16 protein-coding genes and 1 pseudogene are annotated in these 19,760 nt (G+C 59.9%); 5 read left to right on the plus strand and 12 right to left on the minus strand.

Going from position 1 to position 19,760, the window contains the following annotated elements:
• Window positions 1–3: 3 nt before the first annotated feature.
• The gene (locus NBG89_RS09700; RefSeq protein WP_431319795.1) at window positions 4–606 is read right to left on the minus strand and encodes an SCO family protein; all 603 of its coding nucleotides are present in this window, start codon (window positions 604–606) and stop codon (window positions 4–6) included.
• 354 nt (window positions 607–960) lie between these two features.
• On the opposite strand from NBG89_RS09700, the gene NBG89_RS09705 reads away from it, so the two are divergent.
• From NBG89_RS09705 to NBG89_RS09715, 3 genes are all read left to right on the plus strand, one after another.
• Complete coding sequence (locus tag NBG89_RS09705; RefSeq protein WP_431319796.1) at window positions 961–2,925, plus strand: methyl-accepting chemotaxis protein; 1,965 nt, start codon at window positions 961–963, stop codon at window positions 2,923–2,925.
• Between the two features lie 2 nt (window positions 2,926–2,927).
• Window positions 2,928–3,395, plus strand: coding sequence for a chemotaxis protein CheW (locus tag NBG89_RS09710; RefSeq protein WP_007534808.1), 468 nt, complete (start codon window positions 2,928–2,930; stop codon window positions 3,393–3,395).
• Window positions 3,396–3,592: 197 nt separating this feature from the next.
• A complete protein-coding gene (locus NBG89_RS09715) occupies window positions 3,593–4,003 on the plus strand; it encodes a GFA family protein (protein ID WP_431319797.1) in 411 nt (136 codons plus the stop codon).
• A 13-nt stretch (window positions 4,004–4,016) separates the two neighbouring features.
• Here the strand turns inward: NBG89_RS09715 and NBG89_RS09720 are convergent, their stop codons facing one another.
• Together NBG89_RS09720 and NBG89_RS09725 are read right to left on the minus strand one after the other, a co-directional pair.
• The gene (locus NBG89_RS09720) at window positions 4,017–4,511 is read right to left on the minus strand and encodes a CreA family protein (protein WP_431319798.1); all 495 of its coding nucleotides are present in this window, start codon (window positions 4,509–4,511) and stop codon (window positions 4,017–4,019) included.
• Between the two features lie 63 nt (window positions 4,512–4,574).
• Window positions 4,575–5,165 carry a 3'-5' exonuclease gene (locus tag NBG89_RS09725; protein WP_088692060.1) on the minus strand — a complete coding sequence of 197 codons (591 nt, stop codon included), beginning with the start codon at window positions 5,163–5,165 and terminating at the stop codon, window positions 4,575–4,577.
• A gap of 260 nt (window positions 5,166–5,425) precedes the next feature.
• On the opposite strand from NBG89_RS09725, the gene NBG89_RS09730 reads away from it, so the two are divergent.
• On the plus strand, window positions 5,426–5,947 hold the full coding sequence (locus NBG89_RS09730) for a GNAT family N-acetyltransferase (RefSeq protein ID WP_431319799.1): 522 nt from the start codon (window positions 5,426–5,428) through the stop codon (window positions 5,945–5,947).
• Between the two features lie 33 nt (window positions 5,948–5,980).
• Here NBG89_RS09730 and ligA read toward each other — a convergent pair whose 3' ends face one another.
• From ligA to aqpZ, 9 genes and pseudogenes are all read right to left on the minus strand, one after another.
• Complete coding sequence (gene ligA / locus NBG89_RS09735; protein WP_431319800.1) at window positions 5,981–8,146, minus strand: NAD-dependent DNA ligase LigA; 2,166 nt, start codon at window positions 8,144–8,146, stop codon at window positions 5,981–5,983.
• A gap of 108 nt (window positions 8,147–8,254) precedes the next feature.
• Window positions 8,255–9,928 carry a DNA repair protein RecN gene (gene recN, locus NBG89_RS09740; protein WP_431319801.1) on the minus strand — a complete coding sequence of 558 codons (1,674 nt, stop codon included), beginning with the start codon at window positions 9,926–9,928 and terminating at the stop codon, window positions 8,255–8,257.
• Between the two features lie 5 nt (window positions 9,929–9,933).
• Window positions 9,934–10,803, minus strand: coding sequence for an outer membrane protein assembly factor BamD (locus NBG89_RS09745; RefSeq protein WP_431319802.1), 870 nt, complete (start codon window positions 10,801–10,803; stop codon window positions 9,934–9,936).
• 275 nt (window positions 10,804–11,078) lie between these two features.
• On the minus strand, window positions 11,079–12,035 hold the full coding sequence (gene lpxC / locus NBG89_RS09750; protein ID WP_431319803.1) for a UDP-3-O-acyl-N-acetylglucosamine deacetylase: 957 nt from the start codon (window positions 12,033–12,035) through the stop codon (window positions 11,079–11,081).
• A gap of 288 nt (window positions 12,036–12,323) precedes the next feature.
• Window positions 12,324–14,048, minus strand: coding sequence for a cell division protein FtsZ (gene ftsZ, locus NBG89_RS09755; protein WP_431319804.1), 1,725 nt, complete (start codon window positions 14,046–14,048; stop codon window positions 12,324–12,326).
• Window positions 14,049–14,104: 56 nt separating this feature from the next.
• Window positions 14,105–15,436, minus strand: a complete 1,332-nt coding sequence (gene ftsA, locus NBG89_RS09760; RefSeq protein WP_018858330.1) for a cell division protein FtsA — start codon at window positions 15,434–15,436, stop codon at window positions 14,105–14,107.
• A complete protein-coding gene (locus NBG89_RS09765) occupies window positions 15,433–16,365 on the minus strand; it encodes a cell division protein FtsQ/DivIB (protein WP_431319805.1) in 933 nt (310 codons plus the stop codon). The genes ftsA and NBG89_RS09765 overlap by 4 nt, the downstream gene beginning before the upstream one ends.
• On the minus strand, window positions 16,353–17,279 hold the full coding sequence (locus NBG89_RS09770; RefSeq protein ID WP_431319806.1) for a D-alanine--D-alanine ligase: 927 nt from the start codon (window positions 17,277–17,279) through the stop codon (window positions 16,353–16,355). The genes NBG89_RS09765 and NBG89_RS09770 overlap by 13 nt, the downstream gene beginning before the upstream one ends.
• Before the next feature lie 228 nt (window positions 17,280–17,507).
• Window positions 17,508–18,194, minus strand: a pseudogene (gene aqpZ / locus NBG89_RS09775) (aquaporin Z).
• A gap of 216 nt (window positions 18,195–18,410) precedes the next feature.
• Here aqpZ and NBG89_RS09780 point away from each other — a divergent pair.
• Window positions 18,411–19,715 (plus strand): MFS transporter, encoded by a 1,305-nt coding sequence (locus NBG89_RS09780; protein WP_431319807.1) that lies wholly within the window; start codon window positions 18,411–18,413, stop codon window positions 19,713–19,715.
• The last annotated feature ends 45 nt before the right edge of the window (window positions 19,716–19,760 follow it).

Consider the following 19,760-nt stretch of genomic DNA (forward strand, 5'->3'; position numbering starts at 1 on the left):
CCGTCATCCCTTGCTGACGAGGTTCTCCAGTTTTTTTACAGCCGTATCGGGATTTTCGCCATAGGCGATGGTCCCGGAGAACCGCCCTGCTGAATCGAGCAGGAAGACGGAGGCAGTGTGGTCCATCGTGTAGTCGCCGTCCGGTTTGCTTTCGTCCACCGGAACCTTCTTGGCGTAAACCCGGTAACCCTTGATGACGTCGGCAACTTTGTCGGGAGCGCCAGTAATGCCGACGATCCGCTTGGAGACATTGGAGACGTACTCGTTCATGACTTCGGGTGTATCGCGCTCGGGATCGACAGTCACGAAATAGGCCTGCAGCTTTTTGCCTTCAGGATCTACCTTCTCCAGCCAACCGTTCATTTCAAACAGAGTCGTCGGGCAAACTTCTGGGCAATGCGTGAAGCCAAAGAAGAGTGCCGTCGGCTTGCCGCGGAAGGCCTGCTCGGTGATCGGCTTGCCGTCCTGGCCGACCAGCGTGAAAGGCACGCCGAACGGTCCCTCGGAGATCGCCTCGTTTGTTTTGGTGACATTGAGCGTCAGCCAGCCGAGAATTCCGGCCATTAGCAACACCGCAACCCAGACCGCTATGCGGACAGTCTTCATCTATCGAACCTCTGAGATCGGGATCATTCCCGCCTCCCGCGTGATATCGCCTCGTTCTCCGGGACGCAATTCAACAAGACGTTTTCCCAAAGGCGACCGATTGCCCCACCGACACACGGAAAAAGCGCAATCCCGACAGGAAAATAAAATATTTTCAAATACCTACCAAATTAATCAAGGGCGCCTGCAATCTTTGAGAGTTAGCAAATACTTAAAAATACACCTCTATATTTAGCCATGGATAGAACGCCCGCCGTTCTCGTGACATGACGTCTGCCTGGCACTTCAACCCCGGCTATCCGCGTGAGCGCCAGATGCATGCCGCGTCTCATCGCGGAGGGGGATGATCGTCAAATGACTGATATGAAAGTGCGCAAGAGCCTCTCTGTAGGCCAACGTTTGTGGACACTGGCCGGTGCGGCGTTCATTGGCTTCGGTTCGATGCTTGGGGTTGGTTGGTACCAGAACTCGGGCGCCGATCTCGCTCTGAGGCACGCCAACGAGATCCAGGCCAGTGTAGACCACATCAACGAGATGCGCGCCGCAAACCTTACTCTCATTCTTGCCGCCATGGACACCATCGTCGATCGCGGCGATCGCAGCGTCAAGCCCGAACGCTTGAAACTGATGAACGATGCAATCAGTGAGTTGCAGAGCAGCTCCAAGGAGATGCATCGCCTGGGAGAAGAGCTGAACGCAGGAGACCTGCTGTCTACCTACGATGCTGACGTGGCGGCCCTCGGGCAGAACATTGTCGGAAACCTAAAGGCTGCCGTCGAATCAGGCGCGCCAGACAGCGAATTCGACAAGCTGGATGACGCCATCGACGGCGGCGGCGACAAGGTGGGCTCGACACTGGACAAGCTCGCGCGCGAAGGCGGCGAACTAGCCAAGAAGCGGATTGATGACGCGGACGCGATCTCGCAGCAGGCGATCCAGATCCAGCTCGCACTTGGCGTCGTGGCCATACTGACGATGGCGATCCTGCAGTACATCCATGGTGGTGCCATTCGCCGCGGCATCGAGGGCGTGCGCAAGAGCATGCAGGGGATCATGCGTGGCGATCTCGATAGCCATGTTCCCGCCACCGACCGTGGCGACGAGATCGGCGACATGGCGCGCGCCGCCGAGAGCTTTCGCCTCGCCGCAGTCGAGAAGCTGGAACTCCAAGCGCGGAGCGAAAGCGAACGCCAGCAGAGCGATGCCGAACGCCGCAGCCGCGAAGCGGCAAAACTGGCGGATACCGAAGCCCTCAACAATGCGGTAAATGCACTGGGCCATGGCCTTACACGGCTCGCCGGCGGTGACGTGACTGTCACCATCGAGCAGCCTTTCAAGCAGGAACTGGAACGCCTCCGCAGCGACTTCAATCTGGCCACAGCCACCCTCCGCCAGACGATGGCCGGAATCTCCCAGAACGGCGTCTCCATTCAGGCGAACAGTCAGCAGATGCGCTCGGCGGCCGACGACCTTGCAAAGCGCACGGAACAGCAGGCCGCCTCGCTCGAGGAAACCTCCGCGGCCCTCGATCAGATCACGGCAACGGTCCGCAACGCTGCCAGCCGTGCCGAGGAAGTCAGCCACATGGTGGCCCATACCCGACAGAACACGACGAAATCAGATGTGGTCGTCACCGACGCCATGGCCGCCATGGAGCGAATCGCCACGGCCTCGCGCGAGATCGGAACGATCATCAACGTCATCGATGAGATCGCCTTCCAGACCAACCTCCTCGCCCTCAACGCCGGCGTCGAAGCAGCCCGCGCAGGCGAAGCCGGCAAGGGTTTTGCGGTCGTGGCGCAGGAAGTCCGCGAACTCGCCGGTCGTGCCGCCGGTGCCGCCAAGGATATCAAGGCCTTGATCGGAAAATCCGGTGCCGAAGTAAAGGCAGGCGGTGAACTCGTGACGGCAGCCGGTGAAGCGTTGCGCCAGATCGGGGAAGATGTTTTGCGCATCGACGAGCATGTTAAATCAATCGTAACCTCTGCGCGCGAACAATCCACCGGACTGAACGAAATCAATTCGGCCATCAGCCAGATGGACCAGGTCACTCAGAAAAATGCGGCCATGGTGGAAGAAACGAACGCAGCAAGCCACGCGCTCGCCACCGATGCCGACAGCCTGATCCACCTGATCCAGACATTCAAGATCGGCGAGGGCATGAATGCCCGTTCCACGCCGCGGGAAGCCACCGCAGTCTCGCATCCGAAACCATCTCCCGCACGAAGCCTGATCGGCAAGGTCGCGGGCGCATTCAGCGGCGGCGCAGCCGCCAGGGCCATGGCCGCACCGGCCGGAGACAACTGGGAAGAATTCTGATCATGAACAACACCATCATCAACCAGACCGGCTCGCATCTCGAGATCGTCTCCTTCCATCTCGGAGAGCAGGAATTCTGCATCGATATCATGGCGATCCGCGAAATCCGCGGCTGGGCGCCGGTAACGCCGATGCCTCACACACCGCCTTACGTGCTCGGCCTCATCAACCTGCGCGGCGCGGTGATCCCCGTTATCGACATGGCTTGCCGCCTCGGCATGAAGATGACCGAGCCATCCGAGCGCTCTGCGATCATCGTCACCGATATCGCCGGCAAGCTCGTCGGCCTGCTAGTCGAGCAGGTTTCCGACATGATGACCATCAAGAGCGAAGACCTGCAGCCGGCGCCGGAGATCATTCCGGAAGCGCAGCGCGCCTTCTGCCGCGGCATCGTGGCTCTCGAAAAGACAATGGTCTGCTTCCTGAACCTCGACACAGTCATTGCCGACGAGCTGGCACAGGCGGCTTGACGAGACCGGCGGGTTCGGCAAAACCCGCCATCCCAAGGGAACTTTGAGCCGCTCGCGCCGGAACCGGCGCGAGCGGCTTTTTTTCTGCATGCCATTCTTAGGGCCGCATTGCAGGCTATTTACTCACCGCGCGTTCCGCACAGCTTTGGCTGAACAAAGCACAGGGCGGGTGTTTGAAGAGCAACGGGGTACGGAACATGAGCGAGGCGAAGACCCGTCACACCGGGGGATGCGGCTGCGGCGCGATCCGCTACAGAATTGACGAAGCGCCGTTGGCGAGTGGCATCTGTCACTGCCAGACCTGCCGAAAGGTTGCTTCGGCTCCCACCTTGCCGTTCGTCACTTTCCCTGTGCGAACACTGGTCTATGAACAAGGAGCTCCGCGGGCCTTCGCCTCTTCGAAGGGCGTCGTGCGCACGTTCTGCGGCTTGTGCGGCTCTCCGCTCAGTTATCAAAACGATGTGGACCCCGACTTGATCGACATGATGACCGTCAGTCTCGACGAGCCGAATGCATATCACCCAACCTTTCACGTCTGGACGTCCGAAAAGGTGTCGTGGGATGTCATCTGCGACGAGCTACCGGCACACCCCAAAAGTCGCGACTAGCGCGGACGTGCTGCTATCGCGGCTTGCCGTTCTTCCACGTGACGTTCTGCCCATATAGCGGGATGGTGGAAATCGCCATCTTGGCCGAGCCGTCGGTCAGTTCGCGGGAATGCGAGAGATAGATCAACGTGTCATTCTCTTTGTCGTAGATCCGGTTGACGACCAGCTTCTTCCAGATCAGCGACATGCCTGTCTTGAATACTTCGTCACCGCCCTTCGACAGATCTATGTCGCCGATCTCGATCGGCCCTGTCTGGCGGCACGAGATGGAGTTGTTCGAGGGATCCTCGAACCAGTTGCCGTTCTTCACGCGGTCGATGACGCTGCGGTCGAAATAGGTGACGTGGCAGGTCACACCCTTCACTTGCGGGTCAGCCACCGCATCGATGATGATGTCGTTGCCGATCCAGTCGACCCCGACCTTGCCGACTTGATCAGCGGATGCCGTGCCGGCGCAGAGGCCGATGAGCGAGGCGGCAGCGAGCGCGGTGTAGCTTTTTCCGGACATGGCGATTCCCTGATTAGATCCGCATCTAAGGTAAGTGCGAGGGATGCCTTTACAAGGAAGGCTTCACGCCTTCCTGCAGGTGCAGGCCTCGTATCCGGTTGAAGTCAGTCGCCCTGGCTTCATGCCGATCAGCGCCGGAATGGCGTTGACCGCTGCGGCCCCGACTGTCTTTGCCATCGCAATCGCCGCATGAGCGCAGACGGCAGCGTCTTCGCCGGCATTGTGATGGGCGAAACGCAGGCCGAGATGCTCGGCGATCATGTTCAGCCGATGCGAGAGGAAGTGCGGCCAGATCCTCTGCGCCATCTTCAGGCTGCAGAGATAGGTCAATTCCGGATAGGATTGCCGATAGAGATCGAGGCTCGCGCGCCACACGCTGAAATCGAAAGAAGCGTTGTGCGCGATCATGGTCGCGCCCCGGAAATCATCGTGGAACTCGTCCATCACCTCCGGAAACTCCGGCGCGTCCTCAACATGCTCCGGCCGGATGCCATGGATGGCGATGTTCATGCCGGAGAAGCGCATCTCCTTCGGCCGGATCAGCCGCTCCTCGACGCGGGTGACCTTGCCGTCCTCGATCCATGCCAGCCCGACCGAGCAGGCACTGCCACGCTGTTCGTTGGCTGTCTCGAAATCAATGGCAATGGTTTTCAACGAGATTTCCGATTCGATTGCATTGATCTGGCATAGCTTCCCCGCCCTCTCCGCGCAAATCCGGCGGTTGACATCCGCAACCGGATTGCCAAACATGGCGCCCATGAACGGATCGATGACCACTACGCTTGTGCTGACGACCACCCTTGCGGGGTTGGCGGGAGCGATGGTGCGTTAGAAGCAGTCCGTCATCCCCTAAACCCTGCCGAGGCGAGCAGGGTTTGGAAACCGGCTCTCCTCAAACTGAAAAGGAGAGTTGCATGCAGAAAAATCCAAGCCGCAGAAAAATACCGGTCGGACTACTGATCCGAGCCATCCGTCCATCCGACACCGAAGCCCTGGCAACGCTGGTCAATCTGCCGGGCTTTCGCGCTGGGACCTTGCGTCCACCCTACCAGAGTATCGAAGAAACCCGCCGCCATCTCGAAAACAGCAATCCGGACGCGATGCGCCTCGTCGCGACGATTGACGAGCAGATCGTGGGCGACATCGGCATGACCCGCTATCGTGGTCGTCGCAACCACGTCGCCAGCATTGGCATGGGCGTGCATGACGATTTTACCGGCCGCGGCATCGGTAGCGCGCTGCTCGCGGCGATCATCGACGCCGCGGACAACTGGCTGAACGTCATGCGCCTGGAGCTGACCGTTTACACCGACAACGAAGCCGCCCTCGCCCTCTACAGAAAGTTCGGCTTCGAAGAGGAAGGCATACTTCGTGCCTACGCCTTCCGGGCCGGCAGCTACGTCGATGCTTATGCGATGGCGCGCATCAAGCGATAAAGGAACGCTTTGAGGTCGACGAAAACCGATTTCTCACCCGCTGATGAGCGCCAGCCACTCGTCCTCGTCCATCGTCTGGACACCGAGCTCGCGCGCCTTGTCGAGCTTGGAGCCCGCTCCCGGCCCCGCAACGACGATATCGGTCTTCTTTGACACCGACCCCGCGACCTTGGCGCCAAGGCTTTCAGCCCGCGCCTTGGCCTCGTCGCGCGTGAACTTCTCCAACGAACCGGTGAAGACGACAGTCTTACCGGCGACGGGGCTGTCTGAAGCTGAGACTTTCTCTGCCGGCAGGGGCGTCCCGTCGTTTAACTCAGCAAGCAGGCGCGAGATGACCTCGACATTGCGAGGTTCCTTGTAGAATTCGACGATCGCGCGCGCCACGATCTCACCGATGCCTTCAATAGCGTTGAGGTCGTTCCAGGCATCGCCGGAAAGCGACGAGGCAGCTTTCATCGCTGCCTCGAAATCGGTGTAGGTGCCGTAGGAGCGCGCCAAAAGCTTGGCCGTCGTCTCGCCGACGTGGCGGATGCCAAGCGCATAGATGAACCGGTGCAGTGCAATGTTCCGCCGCTCATTGATCGCCGTATAAAGCTTGCCGACGCTAACCTTGCCGAAGCCTTCAATGTTCTCGAGCTTGGTGAGCGAGCCAGCTTGCCGCTTCTCCAGCGTGAAAATATCTGGTGCTGTTCGGATCTGCAGTGACGGATCCTCGCTCTCGAAGAAGAAATCGACCTGCTTCGACCCCAGGCCCTCGATATCGAAGGCATTGCGCGAGACGAAGTGCTTCAGATGTTCGGTCGCCTGCGCACGGCAGATGAAACCACCGGTGCAGCGCGTGACTGAATCGAGCTTGCCCGTCTTCTCGTTCTTCTCTCGCACAGCATGGCTGCCGCAGACCGGGCATTTTTGCGGGAAATCGTAGTTGGCGGCGTTTGCGGGGCGCTTCTCCATGACAACGTCCAGCACCTGCGGGATAACGTCCCCCGCCCGCTGCACGACGACCGTATCACCGATCCGGATGTCGTGCCCGACTTCGCGAATACGTTCGCCCGAATTGCCGATGCCTTCGATGTAATCGGCGTTGTGCAATGTTGCATTGGTCACGACGACGCCGCCAACCGTAATTGGCGTCAGCCGTGCGACTGGCGTGAGCGCACCGGTGCGGCCTACCTGGATATCGATGTTCTCGACAGTCGTGAAAGCTTGCTCTGCCGGGAACTTATGCGCCGTGGCCCAGCGCGGGCTGCGGGAACGAAATCCGAGCCTTTGCTGCAGTTCCAGGCTATCGACCTTGTAGACGACACCGTCGATATCATAGTCGAGGTCAGGTCGCTTCAGGCCGATCTCATCGTAGTGGGCCAAAATATCGGCGACGGAATTCAGCCGCTTCATCAGCGGATTGACTGGAAAGCCCCAGCTCTTGAACACCTCGACCATCCCGAACTGCGTCTCGGAGGGCATGTCGGACATTTCGCCCCAGGCATAGGCGAAAAACCTCAGCTTGCGGCTCGCCGTTACCTTGGCGTCGAGCTGCCGCAGCGATCCGGCAGCGGTATTGCGGGGATTGACGTAGGTCTGCTTGCCCTCGGCTTCCATCTGCTTGTTGAGTGCCAGGAAGTCGCTCTTGGCCATGTAGACCTCGCCGCGCACCTCGACGATGGCGGGCGCCCCCGCAGGCAGTGTCTGGGGAATCTCCTTGATCGTGCGGATGTTGGCCGTGACGTTCTCGCCTGTTGTGCCGTCGCCGCGCGTTGCCGCGCTCACCATCCTGCCGTTCTCATAGCGGATCGACATGGAAAGACCGTCGATCTTCGGCTCCGCAGTAAAGGCAATCGACTGGTCCGGCAGCCGGCCGAGGAAGCGATAGACACTCGCGACAAAATCCTGCACGTCCTCCTGCGAGAACGTGTTGTCGAGCGACAGCATCGGCCGCGCATGGACAACGGGCGCGAAGGTTACCGAAGGGGCGACACCGACGCGCCGCGACGGACTGTCCTCGCGAACGAGTTCCGGAAAGCGCGCCTCGATCGCGTCGTTGCGCCGTTTCAGTGCATCATACTCGGCATCGGAAATCGCCGGGCGATCCTCGCCGTGATAAAGCTCGTCGTTGTGGGCGATCTCCTTGGCAAGCCGCTCAAGCTCGGCGGCGGCATCTTCGATCGTCAGGGCATCAACGGCTATGGCTTCGGTCGACATACGGCTCTCGCTCCACGGAATCTGGAGTCGGTTTTAGAGCAAAATGAGTGGATTGAAAGAGAGCGAGAGGTCCTCGTTTGCCCTCTCCCCAATTCGGCGATCAAGAATTCAACCGTTCCCGGCCAGCAGCCGGGCAGCCGCTGCCCTCGCCTCTTCCGTCACCGAGGCGCCTGCCAGCATGCGTGCGATTTCCTCGGTACGGTCGCCAGGCGCCATCGTCGCGACGCGTGTCGCGATCTTCTCGGAACCTTCGGCAGCGGGGCCTTTCGAAATCAGCAGATGCGTTGCCGCCCGCGCGGCGACCTGCGGCGCATGCGTGACCGAAAGCACCTGTACACGGTCGGAAAGCCGCTTCAGCCGCTGACCGATCGCATCGGCAACCGCCCCGCCGACCCCGGTATCGATTTCGTCGAAAACGAGCGTCGGTGCGGAACCGCGATCGGCAAGCGCCACCTTCAGCGCCAGCAGGAAGCGCGAAAGCTCACCGCCTGACGCCACCTTCATGATCGAACCAGGACGCGTGCCGGGATTGGTCTGAACGTGGAACTCCACCACGTCGATACCTTCAGAGGTCGCGTCCTCCGGATTGGTGGTGATCTCCACCATGAAGCGCGCACGTTCCAGCTTTAGTGCCGGCAGCTCCGCCATGACGGCAGCAGCCAGGGCGTCGCCGGCATGATGACGCTTGTCGGAAAGCGTCCGCGCCGCCGCGTCATAGTTCGCCCTGGCGACACCGACCTCGGCTTCGAGCTTGGCCAGCTTTTCCTCGCCGGCGTCGACATCGGCAAGATCGCTGATCATGCGGACCGCCAGCGCCGGCAGTTCGGTTACCGGAACGGAATATTTGCGGGAGGCGGCGCGCAAGGCAAACAAGCGCTCTTCGACGCGCTCGAGCTCCTTCGGATCGTATTCCGTCTTCCTCAGCGCAGCCTCGACTTCCATCTGGGCATTGGAGAGCTGGTCAAGAGCGGCGTCCAGAAGCGCCACGGTATCTTCCAGCAGGCCCGGGGCCTCGTGGCTCTTGCGCTCCAGCCTGCGCACGAGCGAGGCGATGTGCGGCACAGGAGAAGCATTGCCGTTGAGGAATTCCGAGGCCTCGGCAATATCGCCGGCGATTCGTTCGGCCTTCATCATTTTTTGGCGACGGTCGGCGAGTTCGTCCTCCTCGCCATCCAGCGGCGAAAGCTTTTCCAGCTCCTCGACGGACGACCGCAGATAGTCCGCCTCGCGGGCGGCATTCTCCACCTTCTCACGCTGCTTCTTCAGCGTCCGCTCGGTATCGCGCCAAATCCGGTAGAGGTTGGAAACGGCCGCAGCGTCTTCGTTCGCGCCGGCGAAGGCGTCGAGCAGGATACGATGGGCGTGGGTGTCGACGAGCGCACGATCATCATGCTGACCGTGAATCTCGACGAGCATCTGTCCAGCCTGGCGCATCAGCTGAACGCTGAGCGGCTGGTCGTTGACATAGGCCTTCGTGCGGCCGTCGGAGTTTTGGACACGACGGAAAATAAGATCGCCATCGTCATCGATGCCGTTTTCGCGCAGCAGCTTGCGGGCGCCGTGATCCGGGCCGACGTCGAAGACAGCCGTCACCTGCCCTTTGTCCTCGCCATGGCGAACAAGACCACCGTCTCCGCGCCCGCCAAGGGCGAGCGAAAGGCTATCGAGCAGGATGGATTTGCCAGCGCCGGTCTCCCCGGTCAGCACCGAGAGGCCGGTCTCAAAGGCGAGATCCAGCCGCTCGATCAGGACGATATCGCGGATCGAAAGCTGGATCAGCATTGGCCTCAGGTACCGAGCAGGAGTTTCTTGCCTGCGGCAGCAATCCACGAACCGGGGTTTTCACGCGGCTCGGTGCCACCACTCTTCAGCAGCTTGAAGGAATCCGCGTACCACTGACTGTCAGGATAGTTGTGGCCGAGAACCGCAGCTGCCGTTTGCGCCTCTTCGACAATGCCCATGGCGTAATAGGCTTCGACAAGACGCGCTAGCGCTTCTTCGATCTGGTTGGTATTCGGATACTTCTCGACGACCGTGCGGAAGCGCGAGATCGCCGCGAGATATTCCTTGCGTTCCATGTAGTAACGGCCGACCTGCATTTCCTTGCCGGCCAGCTGGTCACGCGCGAAGCGGATTTTCGCCTGCGCGTCATCGACGTATTCGGAATCCGGATAGTTGTCGATAACCGCCTGCATGGCCTCAACAGTCTTCGCAGCCGCGCGCTGATCCTGAGTGACATCCACGATCTGCTTCGAATAGGTCAGGCCGATCAGATACTGTACATAGGGAGCATCCTTCGACTTCGGATACTGCGCCATATAGCGGTTACCGGAGGCAAGAGCGTCGTCCAGACGGCCCTGACGGTATTTCACGAAGGTGCTCATCACGAGCGCCTTGCGCGCCCATTCCGAGAACGGGTTCTCGCGGTCGATCGCGTCGAACTTGCGCGCCGCTTCGGCCATATTGCCGGCCTTCATGTTGGCGAGGCCCTGCGTGTAGAGAACATCCGGCGGATCGCTCTCGACGCCGAGCTTGGTAATATCGATATCGGGGTCCGACTGGCATCCGGAAATTAAGGCACCTGCGCTCAGCACCAAGAGCGATGCGAACAAAGCGCGCGCTGTCTTCATCATACTTTCAGACCCTGCATAACCCATCGGAACAATCCCAACGCCGCCATCCCTCAACGGCAGCCACGCCTTGCTGGCGTTTCTAGCCACAAATGTGGAGCCAGAGCAACGCAATGATGACGCATTAACGCATTTTTGTGGCGATGCAGGCGATAAACACCGGTTTTACACCGCGAAAGCTGCGCCTGTTGTCGCTAAACATCTGCGGCAACACATGTATCGGGGAATCACCGTGAGTCTGTTCCCCATAAAGAAACCGCCTCCCGAAGGAGGCGGCCCTGGCCTAGTAAATGCGATGGAGGTCATGCCGACCAGGGAGCAAATTCCGGTGCGTTGACCCGGATGAAGTCCCGGGCAGCAACGCGCTGACGCGGCGCAGACGTCTCGACCACTTCGTAGGCGGTCGGATCGCTGAGCAACGCCTTGAGAGCATTGGCATTCATCTTGTGGCCGCCGCGATAGGAGCGATAGCAACCGATGAAAGGAACACCGGCTAGCGCGAGGTCACCAACGGCATCGAGTGCTTTGTGGCGCACGAACTCGTCCTTGGCGTAGCGCAGGCCTTCAACATTGATAACCGTATTATCGTCCGAGATGACGACGGAATTCTCAAGCGACGAACCAAGCGCGTGGCCGGAGGCCCAAAGACGCTCGACATCCCGCATGAAGCCGAAGGTACGAGCGCGCGACAGTTCGGACTTGAACGTCGCAGCCGTCATGTCGCCTTCCCACTTCTGCCGACCGATCAGCGGGCAGTCGAAATCGATCTCGACTTCGAAGCGCATGCCGTCATAGGGGCGGAACTCGCTCCACGAACCGCCATGCTCGATGCGAACCGGCTTGGTGACACGGATGTAGCGGCGCTTCACGCCAAGCGATACCAGGCCAACCTGTTCGATCGCTTCGATAAAGGGCATCGAGCTGCCGTCCATGATCGGCATTTCCGCGCCATCAACCTCGATCACGACGTTGTCGAGACCAAGCGCGTAGACTGCAGCCATGACATGCTCGATCGTCGCGACCGAGCGCGCCGGCGAGAAACCAAGAACGGTGCAGAGATCTGTATTGCCGACCTGCGAGGACACGGCACGATATTCGGAAACCTCGCCGTTCTCATGCATGCGATTGAAGACGACGCCAGTGTCAGCTTCTGCCGGGTTGAAGGTAATCGAAACGTCAGCACCGGAATGGACCCCGATGCCCGAAAGCGCGATCGGGCGCGATACTGTCGTTTGAAAACCCAACATGCCAATAACCATAAATTTTTGCCTTTATTATCCCTGGTGATCCGCTGTGGCTAACATGCCGAACCATCTGCCAGGGTTCATTTCACTCCGTCAAAGCCTCACCATAAAGCGCAAGAGGACGGTTTCTTGAGCACATACATACGTGCGCCGGGGTTCCAATCCAAATCACTGTTTCTTTCGCATTGTTACGAAAGCATGTCCTTGAAATAACAAGGCAATTAGCGCCGGATTCAAGGTTTTGAAACGGCAATGCCCGGGAGCGTACTCCCGGGCATCCTTGTGGCGATTCTATCCGTTGCCTCAGTTCGACTGGCGGCGCAGGAATGCAGGAATTTCAAGCTGATCGTCTTCCTGCATCATGCGAGCCTGTGGAACGGTACGGCCCTGATCGTCGAGATTTCCGCGACGTGGTGCGTAGAGGCTTGCTTCCGGAGAAAGCGGCCGGCGCTGCTGCGACGCGGCTGCCGGAGCGGATGTCATTTCCGGAGCAACTTCCTCTTCGCGACGACCAAGCGAGTTGGTGATCCGCTTCAGGAGACCCATCGGACCACGCTCCTCGTGAGCGTGAGACGGAGCGGCCGGCTGCGAGCGATGGTCAATCTCTGCCTGCACGACCGGCGGGAAATCCTCCACCTTCGGCATACGGACGGCCTGCTGGGCGGCCACCGGCTGCTGCATGACCGGCGCGGGTTGGCTGATAACCGGCTGCTGAACAGGCTGGCTCATGACTGGTGCATGAACCGGGGCCTGCTGAACCGGAGCCGGGCGAATGATTGGAGCGGCCTCCGGCGCAGCAAAGATCTTGCTCTGCGGACGGAAGGTCTCTTGCATCGCCGGCTGCTGAAGGGGAGCTGCTGCCCGTGGGGCGTGGATCTCAAGCTCGCGCTCCATTTCGACCTCCGCCGCGCGGATTGCCTGCGCAACTGGGTCGACAGGCTTCGGGGCCTGCTGCATGACAGGTGCAGGCTGAATTGCGGCCGGCGCCGGAGCGACGGCCGCGGAAGGACGGATAACCGGCTTTGCGACTGGCTGGAATGTCTTGCCGGCGGCTTCGTTGATCGCACGATCGATGCCGGTTGCAACAACGGACACGCGGATGATGCCCTCGAGAGATTCGTCAAAGGTCGCGCCGAGGATGATGTTCGCATCCGGATCGACTTCTTCGCGGATGCGGGTCGCGGCTTCATCGACTTCGAAGAGGGTCAGGTCACGACCGCCGGTGATCGAGATCAGCAGGCCCTGTGCACCCTTCATGGAGGTTTCGTCGAGCAGCGGGTTGGCGATTGCAGCTTCGGCAGCCTGCATAGCGCGGCCCTGGCCGGATGCTTCGCCGGTACCCATCATCGCACGGCCCATCTCGCGCATGACAGAACGGACGTCGGCGAAGTCGAGGTTGATGAGACCTTCCTTCACCATCAGATCGGTGATGCAGGCAACGCCGGAGTAGAGAACCTGGTCTGCCATCGCGAATGCATCGGCAAAGGTGGTCTTGTCGTTGGCGATGCGGAAAAGGTTCTGGTTCGGAATAACGATCAGGGTGTCGACCGACTTCTGCAGTTCCTGGATGCCCTGCTCGGCAAGCCGCATGCGGCGACCGCCTTCGAAGTGGAACGGCTTGGTAACGACACCAACCGTCAGGATGCCCTTGTTACGGGCTGCCTGCGCAACGACCGGAGCAGCGCCCGTGCCGGTGCCGCCGCCCATGCCGGCGGTGACGAAGCACATGTGCGTTCCGTTCAGGTGATCGACGATCTCGTCGATGCACTCTTCAGCAGCTGCGCGGCCGACTTCCGGCTGCGAACCAGCACCGAGACCTTCGGTGACGTTGGCGCCGAGCTGGATAATGCGCTCCGCCTTGGTCATCGTCAGCGCCTGGGCGTCCGTGTTGGCAACGACGAAGTCGACGCCCTGGAGGCCAGCGGAGATCATGTTGTTGACAGCGTTGCCACCGCCACCGCCAACACCGAACACGGTGATACGCGGCTTAAGCTCAGTGATATCCGGCTTTTGCAGCTTGATAGTCATGTTACCGTTCCTTCTCTTTATGGCCGCATCGCCACGCCGGCCAATTCACTCAATTATCAGAAGCTTTCCTTCAACCACTGCCCCATGCGGGCAAAGCGGCTGGTATTTCCCCCAAGCGACATGAGCAGACCGCTCTGTGACGCATGTGTTTCCTGGTCCGCGACCTGCGGATAGATCATCAGACCGACGGCGGTCGAAAAGGCAGGGCCCTTCGCTGCAGTCGGCAGGCCCGAGACGCCCATCGGACGACCGATTCTGACGTTGCGGGCAAGAATGCGGCGCGCAACTTCGGCAAGGCCGGTGAGCTGGCTCGCACCACCCGTCAGCACGACACGCTTGCCGACGATCGGGCTGAAGCCCGAGCGCTGTATGCGGTCGCGGATCAATTCCATTGTTTCCTCGATACGGGCGCTGACGATGCGCGATACCAAAGCGCGCGGCACCTGCGTCGGCAGGTCGCGTTCGTCTTCACCAATCGGCGGGATCGAAATCAATTCGCGCTCGTCCGAGGAATTCGGCATGGCGGACGCATGAACGACCTTCAGGCGTTCGGCATCTTCGATACGGGTCGAAAGACCGCGGGCCAGATCAGTGGTGACGTGATGGCCTCCGAGGCTGACGGCATCGGTGTGCACCAGCTTACCTTCCGCGAAGACGGAAATCGTCGTCGTGCCACCGCCCATGTCGATCGCAGCACAGCCGAGCTCGACTTCGTCGTCGACGAGAGCAGCCAAGCCGGAAGCGTAAGGCGTCGCAACGATTCCCTCAACCGAGAGATGCGCGCGATTGACGCTGAGTTCGAGGTTCTTCAGCGCAGTGCGCTCGGCGGTGACGACGTGCATGTCAACGCCGAGAACGTCACCATACATCGACAGCGGATCGCGAATACCGCGCTCGCCGTCTAGCGAGAAGCCGGTCGCCAGCGAATGCAGCACGGCACGATCCTGTCGCAGCGACTGCTGGCAGGCAGCCGACAGAACCTTCTTGAGGTCGTTCAGTTCGACTTCTTGGCCGCCAAGATCAATGGTTGCGGTGTAGATATCGCTCGTCAAGCGACCCGCAGTAACGTTGACGATCAGGCTCTCGACGGTCAGGCCGGCCATGCGCTCGGCGGCATCAACGGCAAGACGGATCACGCTTTCCAGCGCATCGAGGTCGGAAATCGCACCCGTCTTGATACCGCGAGAGCGCTGATGGCCGATCCCGATGATTTCAATGTTGTGCGTGCGACCGGGCAGCACCTGGCTTTCCTCGCGGGGGGTCAGGCGGCCGATCATGCAGACGACCTTCGTCGAGCCGATGTCCAGCACCGAAACGACATGGGACCGCTTCGACGAAAGCGGCTTCAGGCGCGGCAATCCGAAATGGGACGAACCGAACAAGCTCATATATTTTGCCCCGCCTTCTTCAAATCCTTGGTCCGCTGATCAAGCACAAGTTGCCGGCGCGCCATCGCTTCCGGCGTCAACTGAATTGCCGTGCGGTCGGTGAGCCTGAGATCAACCGCAGCGATATCGCGCTCCAGAAGGTCCTGCTCCTTCATGAACTTCGACAGCCGCGCCAATGCCAGATCGACATCGTCTTCCGGCAGTTTGACCGCAATGCCGTTGTCCATATGCAAATCCCATCGACGACCCGAAACCCAGACGTAGGCCTTCACCCGCGCCTTGATCTCCGGCCAGTTTGCGAACTCGGCTTCTAGCGAGGTTGCAGCAACCTCAGCACCGCGACCGACCACCAGGGGCAACTGCGAAAACTTGTTGTCGCGCAGCGGAGCGATGACCGAGCCACCCTTCTCCACGAGAGAAAGCTCCTGGCCATGCTGCCAGATGGCGTAGGCCTGGCGCTCCTTGAGCTTCACCTCGATCGTCTTCGGATAGATCTTGCGAACCTCGACGTTCTCGACCCAGGGCAGCTTGGCAATCTTCTGGCGCGCTGCATCAACGTCGAGCGCCACGAGCGAGGTTGTACCGTCCAGCCCCAACAACTGCAGAATCTCAATTTCAGAGGTCTCGGAATTACCGGACACTTTCACGTCATCGATCGCAAAGCCGGCAGCGGTCGTCGTCGCCTGTGCAACGGCCTCGGTGTGACCACCGAGCGACATGCCGTAAAGACCGGTCGCGGCAAAGAAAGCCAAGGCGGAGACCGTCCCGACATGAGCCGGAATGTGGATGCGGCCACTTCCGAGACTGACAAGAAAGCGAACGACACGCCGCAACGGGCGCGGCAGAATCAGCCGACCATCACCCTCGGGATACGAAGGCGCCGCCTGATGACTCGGGCGCCCTATTCTTTTAACCGTCACCGAGAACAAGAAGCGTCCTCCACCATCCAACGGAGAAATTCCCCAAACGAGTAGCCGGCATGAGCGGCCATTTCGGGCACCAGGGAGGTTGGCGTCATGCCCGGCTGAGTGTTGATTTCCAGCCAGATGATTTCGCCATCTTCGGAGAAGCGATCGTCATAACGAAAGTCGGAGCGACTGACGCCACGGCAACCAATTGCTTGATGCGCCCTTAACGCCAATGATTGTATTTTTTGGTAAATATTCGGTGAAATTTCCGCCGGAATGACGTGTTTCGATCCACCCGCGACGTACTTGGCATCGTAGTCGTAGAAGCCATGCCCCATCGGCACGACCTCGGTCACGCCGAGCACCTGATCCCCCATAACGCCGCAAGTCAGCTCTCGACCGTAGATGTAGCGCTCGACAAGAACCTGTTCGCCGTAGCGCCATTCCGGGGAGCTGATGATCTGCGGAGGATGGGATTGATCCTCCTGAACGATTACCACACCGAAGCTGGAGCCTTCTCGCACGGGCTTCACAACATAGGGCGGCTTCATCGGATGCTCTGCCGGAAAGGCGAAGCGATTGATCACCTCGGACTGAGCAACAGGAATACCGGCAGCGGCAGCAACCCCCTTGGCCTTCTCCTTGTCCATGGCAAGCGCCGACGCCAACACGCCGGAATGGGTATAAGGAATCTCGAGATATTCGAGGACGCCCTGGATCGTGCCGTCCTCGCCGTAGGGGCCATGCAGCGCATTGAAAACGGCATCAGGTCGTAATGCAGCAAGCTTCGCTGACACGTCGCGATCGACGTCGATCCGCGTCACCTGGAAGCCCTCAGCCTCAAGAGCATCCGCGCACGCCGTCCCGGAAGAAAGGCTTACCGGCCTCTCCGAAGAAAACCCACCCATCAGGACAGCGACATGCTTACGACTCATCAACACCCCCAAAAATAACCTGCACACTGAGTTCCGACGCTTGCACCAAGCTTGTTTCTCGTCCGAATCTCGTTCGGTGATGCAGGTGTATTAGAGCCCGATTATGGTTAATGAAGTGTTTACTTTCGTTAATTTTTGCCGCGGAAGGCCGCCAGGGCATGGCCGCGCAAGATGCAAAACCCCGCGGCAACGGCGCGTGCCGTGCGGGGTTTCCACAAGGAAATCGCATCAGTTCGGGGCTTCCTCGCCCGTTAACTTCCAAACAAGACCACCCAGAACACCGCCCACAAGCGGCGCGACCCAGAACAGCCAAAGCTGCCGCAAGGCCCAGCCGCCGACGAACAACGCCTGCCCTGTCGAGCGTGCAGGATTGACCGACGTCTTGGTGACCGGAATCGAAATCAGGTGAATCAACGTCAGTGCAAGACCGATGGCGATTGGCGCGAAACCTGCCGGCACCCTGGTGCTCGTCGAGCCTAAAATGATGAAGACGAAGAACGACGTCAGGACGATTTCGATCACCAGTGCAGAAGAAAGTGAATAGCCGCCCGGCGAATGCTCGCCATAACCATTCGCGGCAAAACCCCCGAGCTCGAAACCGGCCGCTGGCGACGGCATAGAGCACACCCGCGGCAACGATCGCGCCAATAACCTGCACCACAATATAAGGAATTACGCGACCCGCTGGGAACTTGCCGGCCACGGCAAGACCAACGGAAACTGCCGGGTTGAAGTGCCCACCGGAAATGCCGCCGACGGCAAAAGCCATTGTCAGGACCGTGAACCCAAAGGCAAATGCAACCCTACAAAGCCAATTCCAAGCTCGGGAAATGCTGCGGCGAGCACGGCACTGCCGCATCCACCAAACACGAGCCAGAACGTTCCAAGAAATTCTGCAATAAGACTTTTCTGCATATTTCCCTCCCACGCTCAACCAGAGCGTTCATGAGGAACGCTGCTTCATATTGATTCTGGTCAAGTGACTATGCGCGGCGTCGATGAGCTGAGAAAATGCAAAGCCTACTAATCTTTTTTTCGTTTATTGCCCTGCGGGCATTTGCGCCGCATTAAAATTGCGTTAAGAGCCGCCTGCCTTTCACAGGCATTTCTATGATCCCAATTGGAATGAAAATGTCAGACGCGATATCCAGAGTATCGCCGGCTCCCGCTTCATCGAACAGTGCGCAAGTCAACTCGCCGGCGCGCGTTCTGATCGCAAGCCTCGTCGGCACCACGATCGAATTCTTCGATTTCTACGTATATGCAACTGCCGCCGTGCTGGTCTTCCCGACGCTGTTCTTCCCGAACAGCGACCCGACGACCGCGCTGCTTGCGTCCTTTGCCACCTTCTCAATCGCCTTCTTCGCCCGTCCGCTCGGCGCCGTGGTCTTCGGCCATTTCGGCGACAGGATCGGCCGCAAGACGACGCTCGTCGCCGCCCTGCTCACCATGGGCATTTCGACGGTTGTGATCGGCCTTCTGCCCTCCTACGAATCGATCGGCGTCGTCGCGCCGCTGCTGCTCGCACTTTGCCGCTTCGGCCAGGGCTTCGGCCTCGGCGGCGAATGGGGCGGTGCAGTGCTGCTCGCCACAGAAAATGCGCCAGAAGGCAAGCGCAGCTGGTACGGCATGTTCCCGCAGCTCGGCGCGCCGGTCGGCCTGTTCCTGTCATCGGGTATCTTCTGGCTGCTGCTGCAGGTCATGTCTCAGGATGCGCTTCTCAGCTGGGGCTGGCGCGTTCCCTTCATCTCGTCCATCCTGCTGATCGTCATCGGTCTCTGGGTCCGCCTCTCGATCACCGAGACGCCGGCTTTCCAGAAGGCGATCGACAAGCAGGAGCGTGTAGCCGTCCCGGTTGCCGTGCTCTTGCGCAAGCACAAGCGCAGCCTGTTCCTCGGCACCTTCGTGGCGCTGGCAACCTTCGTACTGTTCTACATCGGCTCGGCTTACCTGCTGTCCTACAACGTCAAGGTCCTCAAGATCCCGTTCCTCGACGCGCTTGAGATTCAGATCGTCGGTTCTGTCGCCTTCGGTATCTTTATCCCGATCGTCGGCAAGCTTGCGGAGCGCTTCGGCCGCCGCGAGGTCCTGATCATCACCACCGTGCTGATCGGTATCTTCTCGTTCTTCCTGCCCGGGCTGATGACCGGCGGCGAAGGAAGCATCGTGGTCTTCGCGATCGTTGCGATGGCGCTGATGGGCATGACCTACGGCCTAATCGGCACGGCTCTTGCCGCGCCCTTCCCGACTGCCGTCCGCTACACTGGCTCGTCGATCACCTTCAACCTTGCCGGCATTTTCGGCGCTTCGTTGGCGCCCTACATCGCCACCTGGCTGCAGGCAAACTACGGCATGCAGTATGTCGGCTACTATCTCGGTCTCTCTGCTGTCATCACTCTGATCTGCATCCTGGCCTCGGGCCGCGACGAAATCTGAAATTAACCTGCATTGATAACAAAAAGGCCGCAAAATCAAGATTTT

The sequence above is a fragment of the Rhizobium sp. YTU87027 genome, from assembly GCF_050644135.1.
Classification (GTDB): Bacteria; Pseudomonadota; Alphaproteobacteria; order Rhizobiales; family Rhizobiaceae; genus Rhizobium.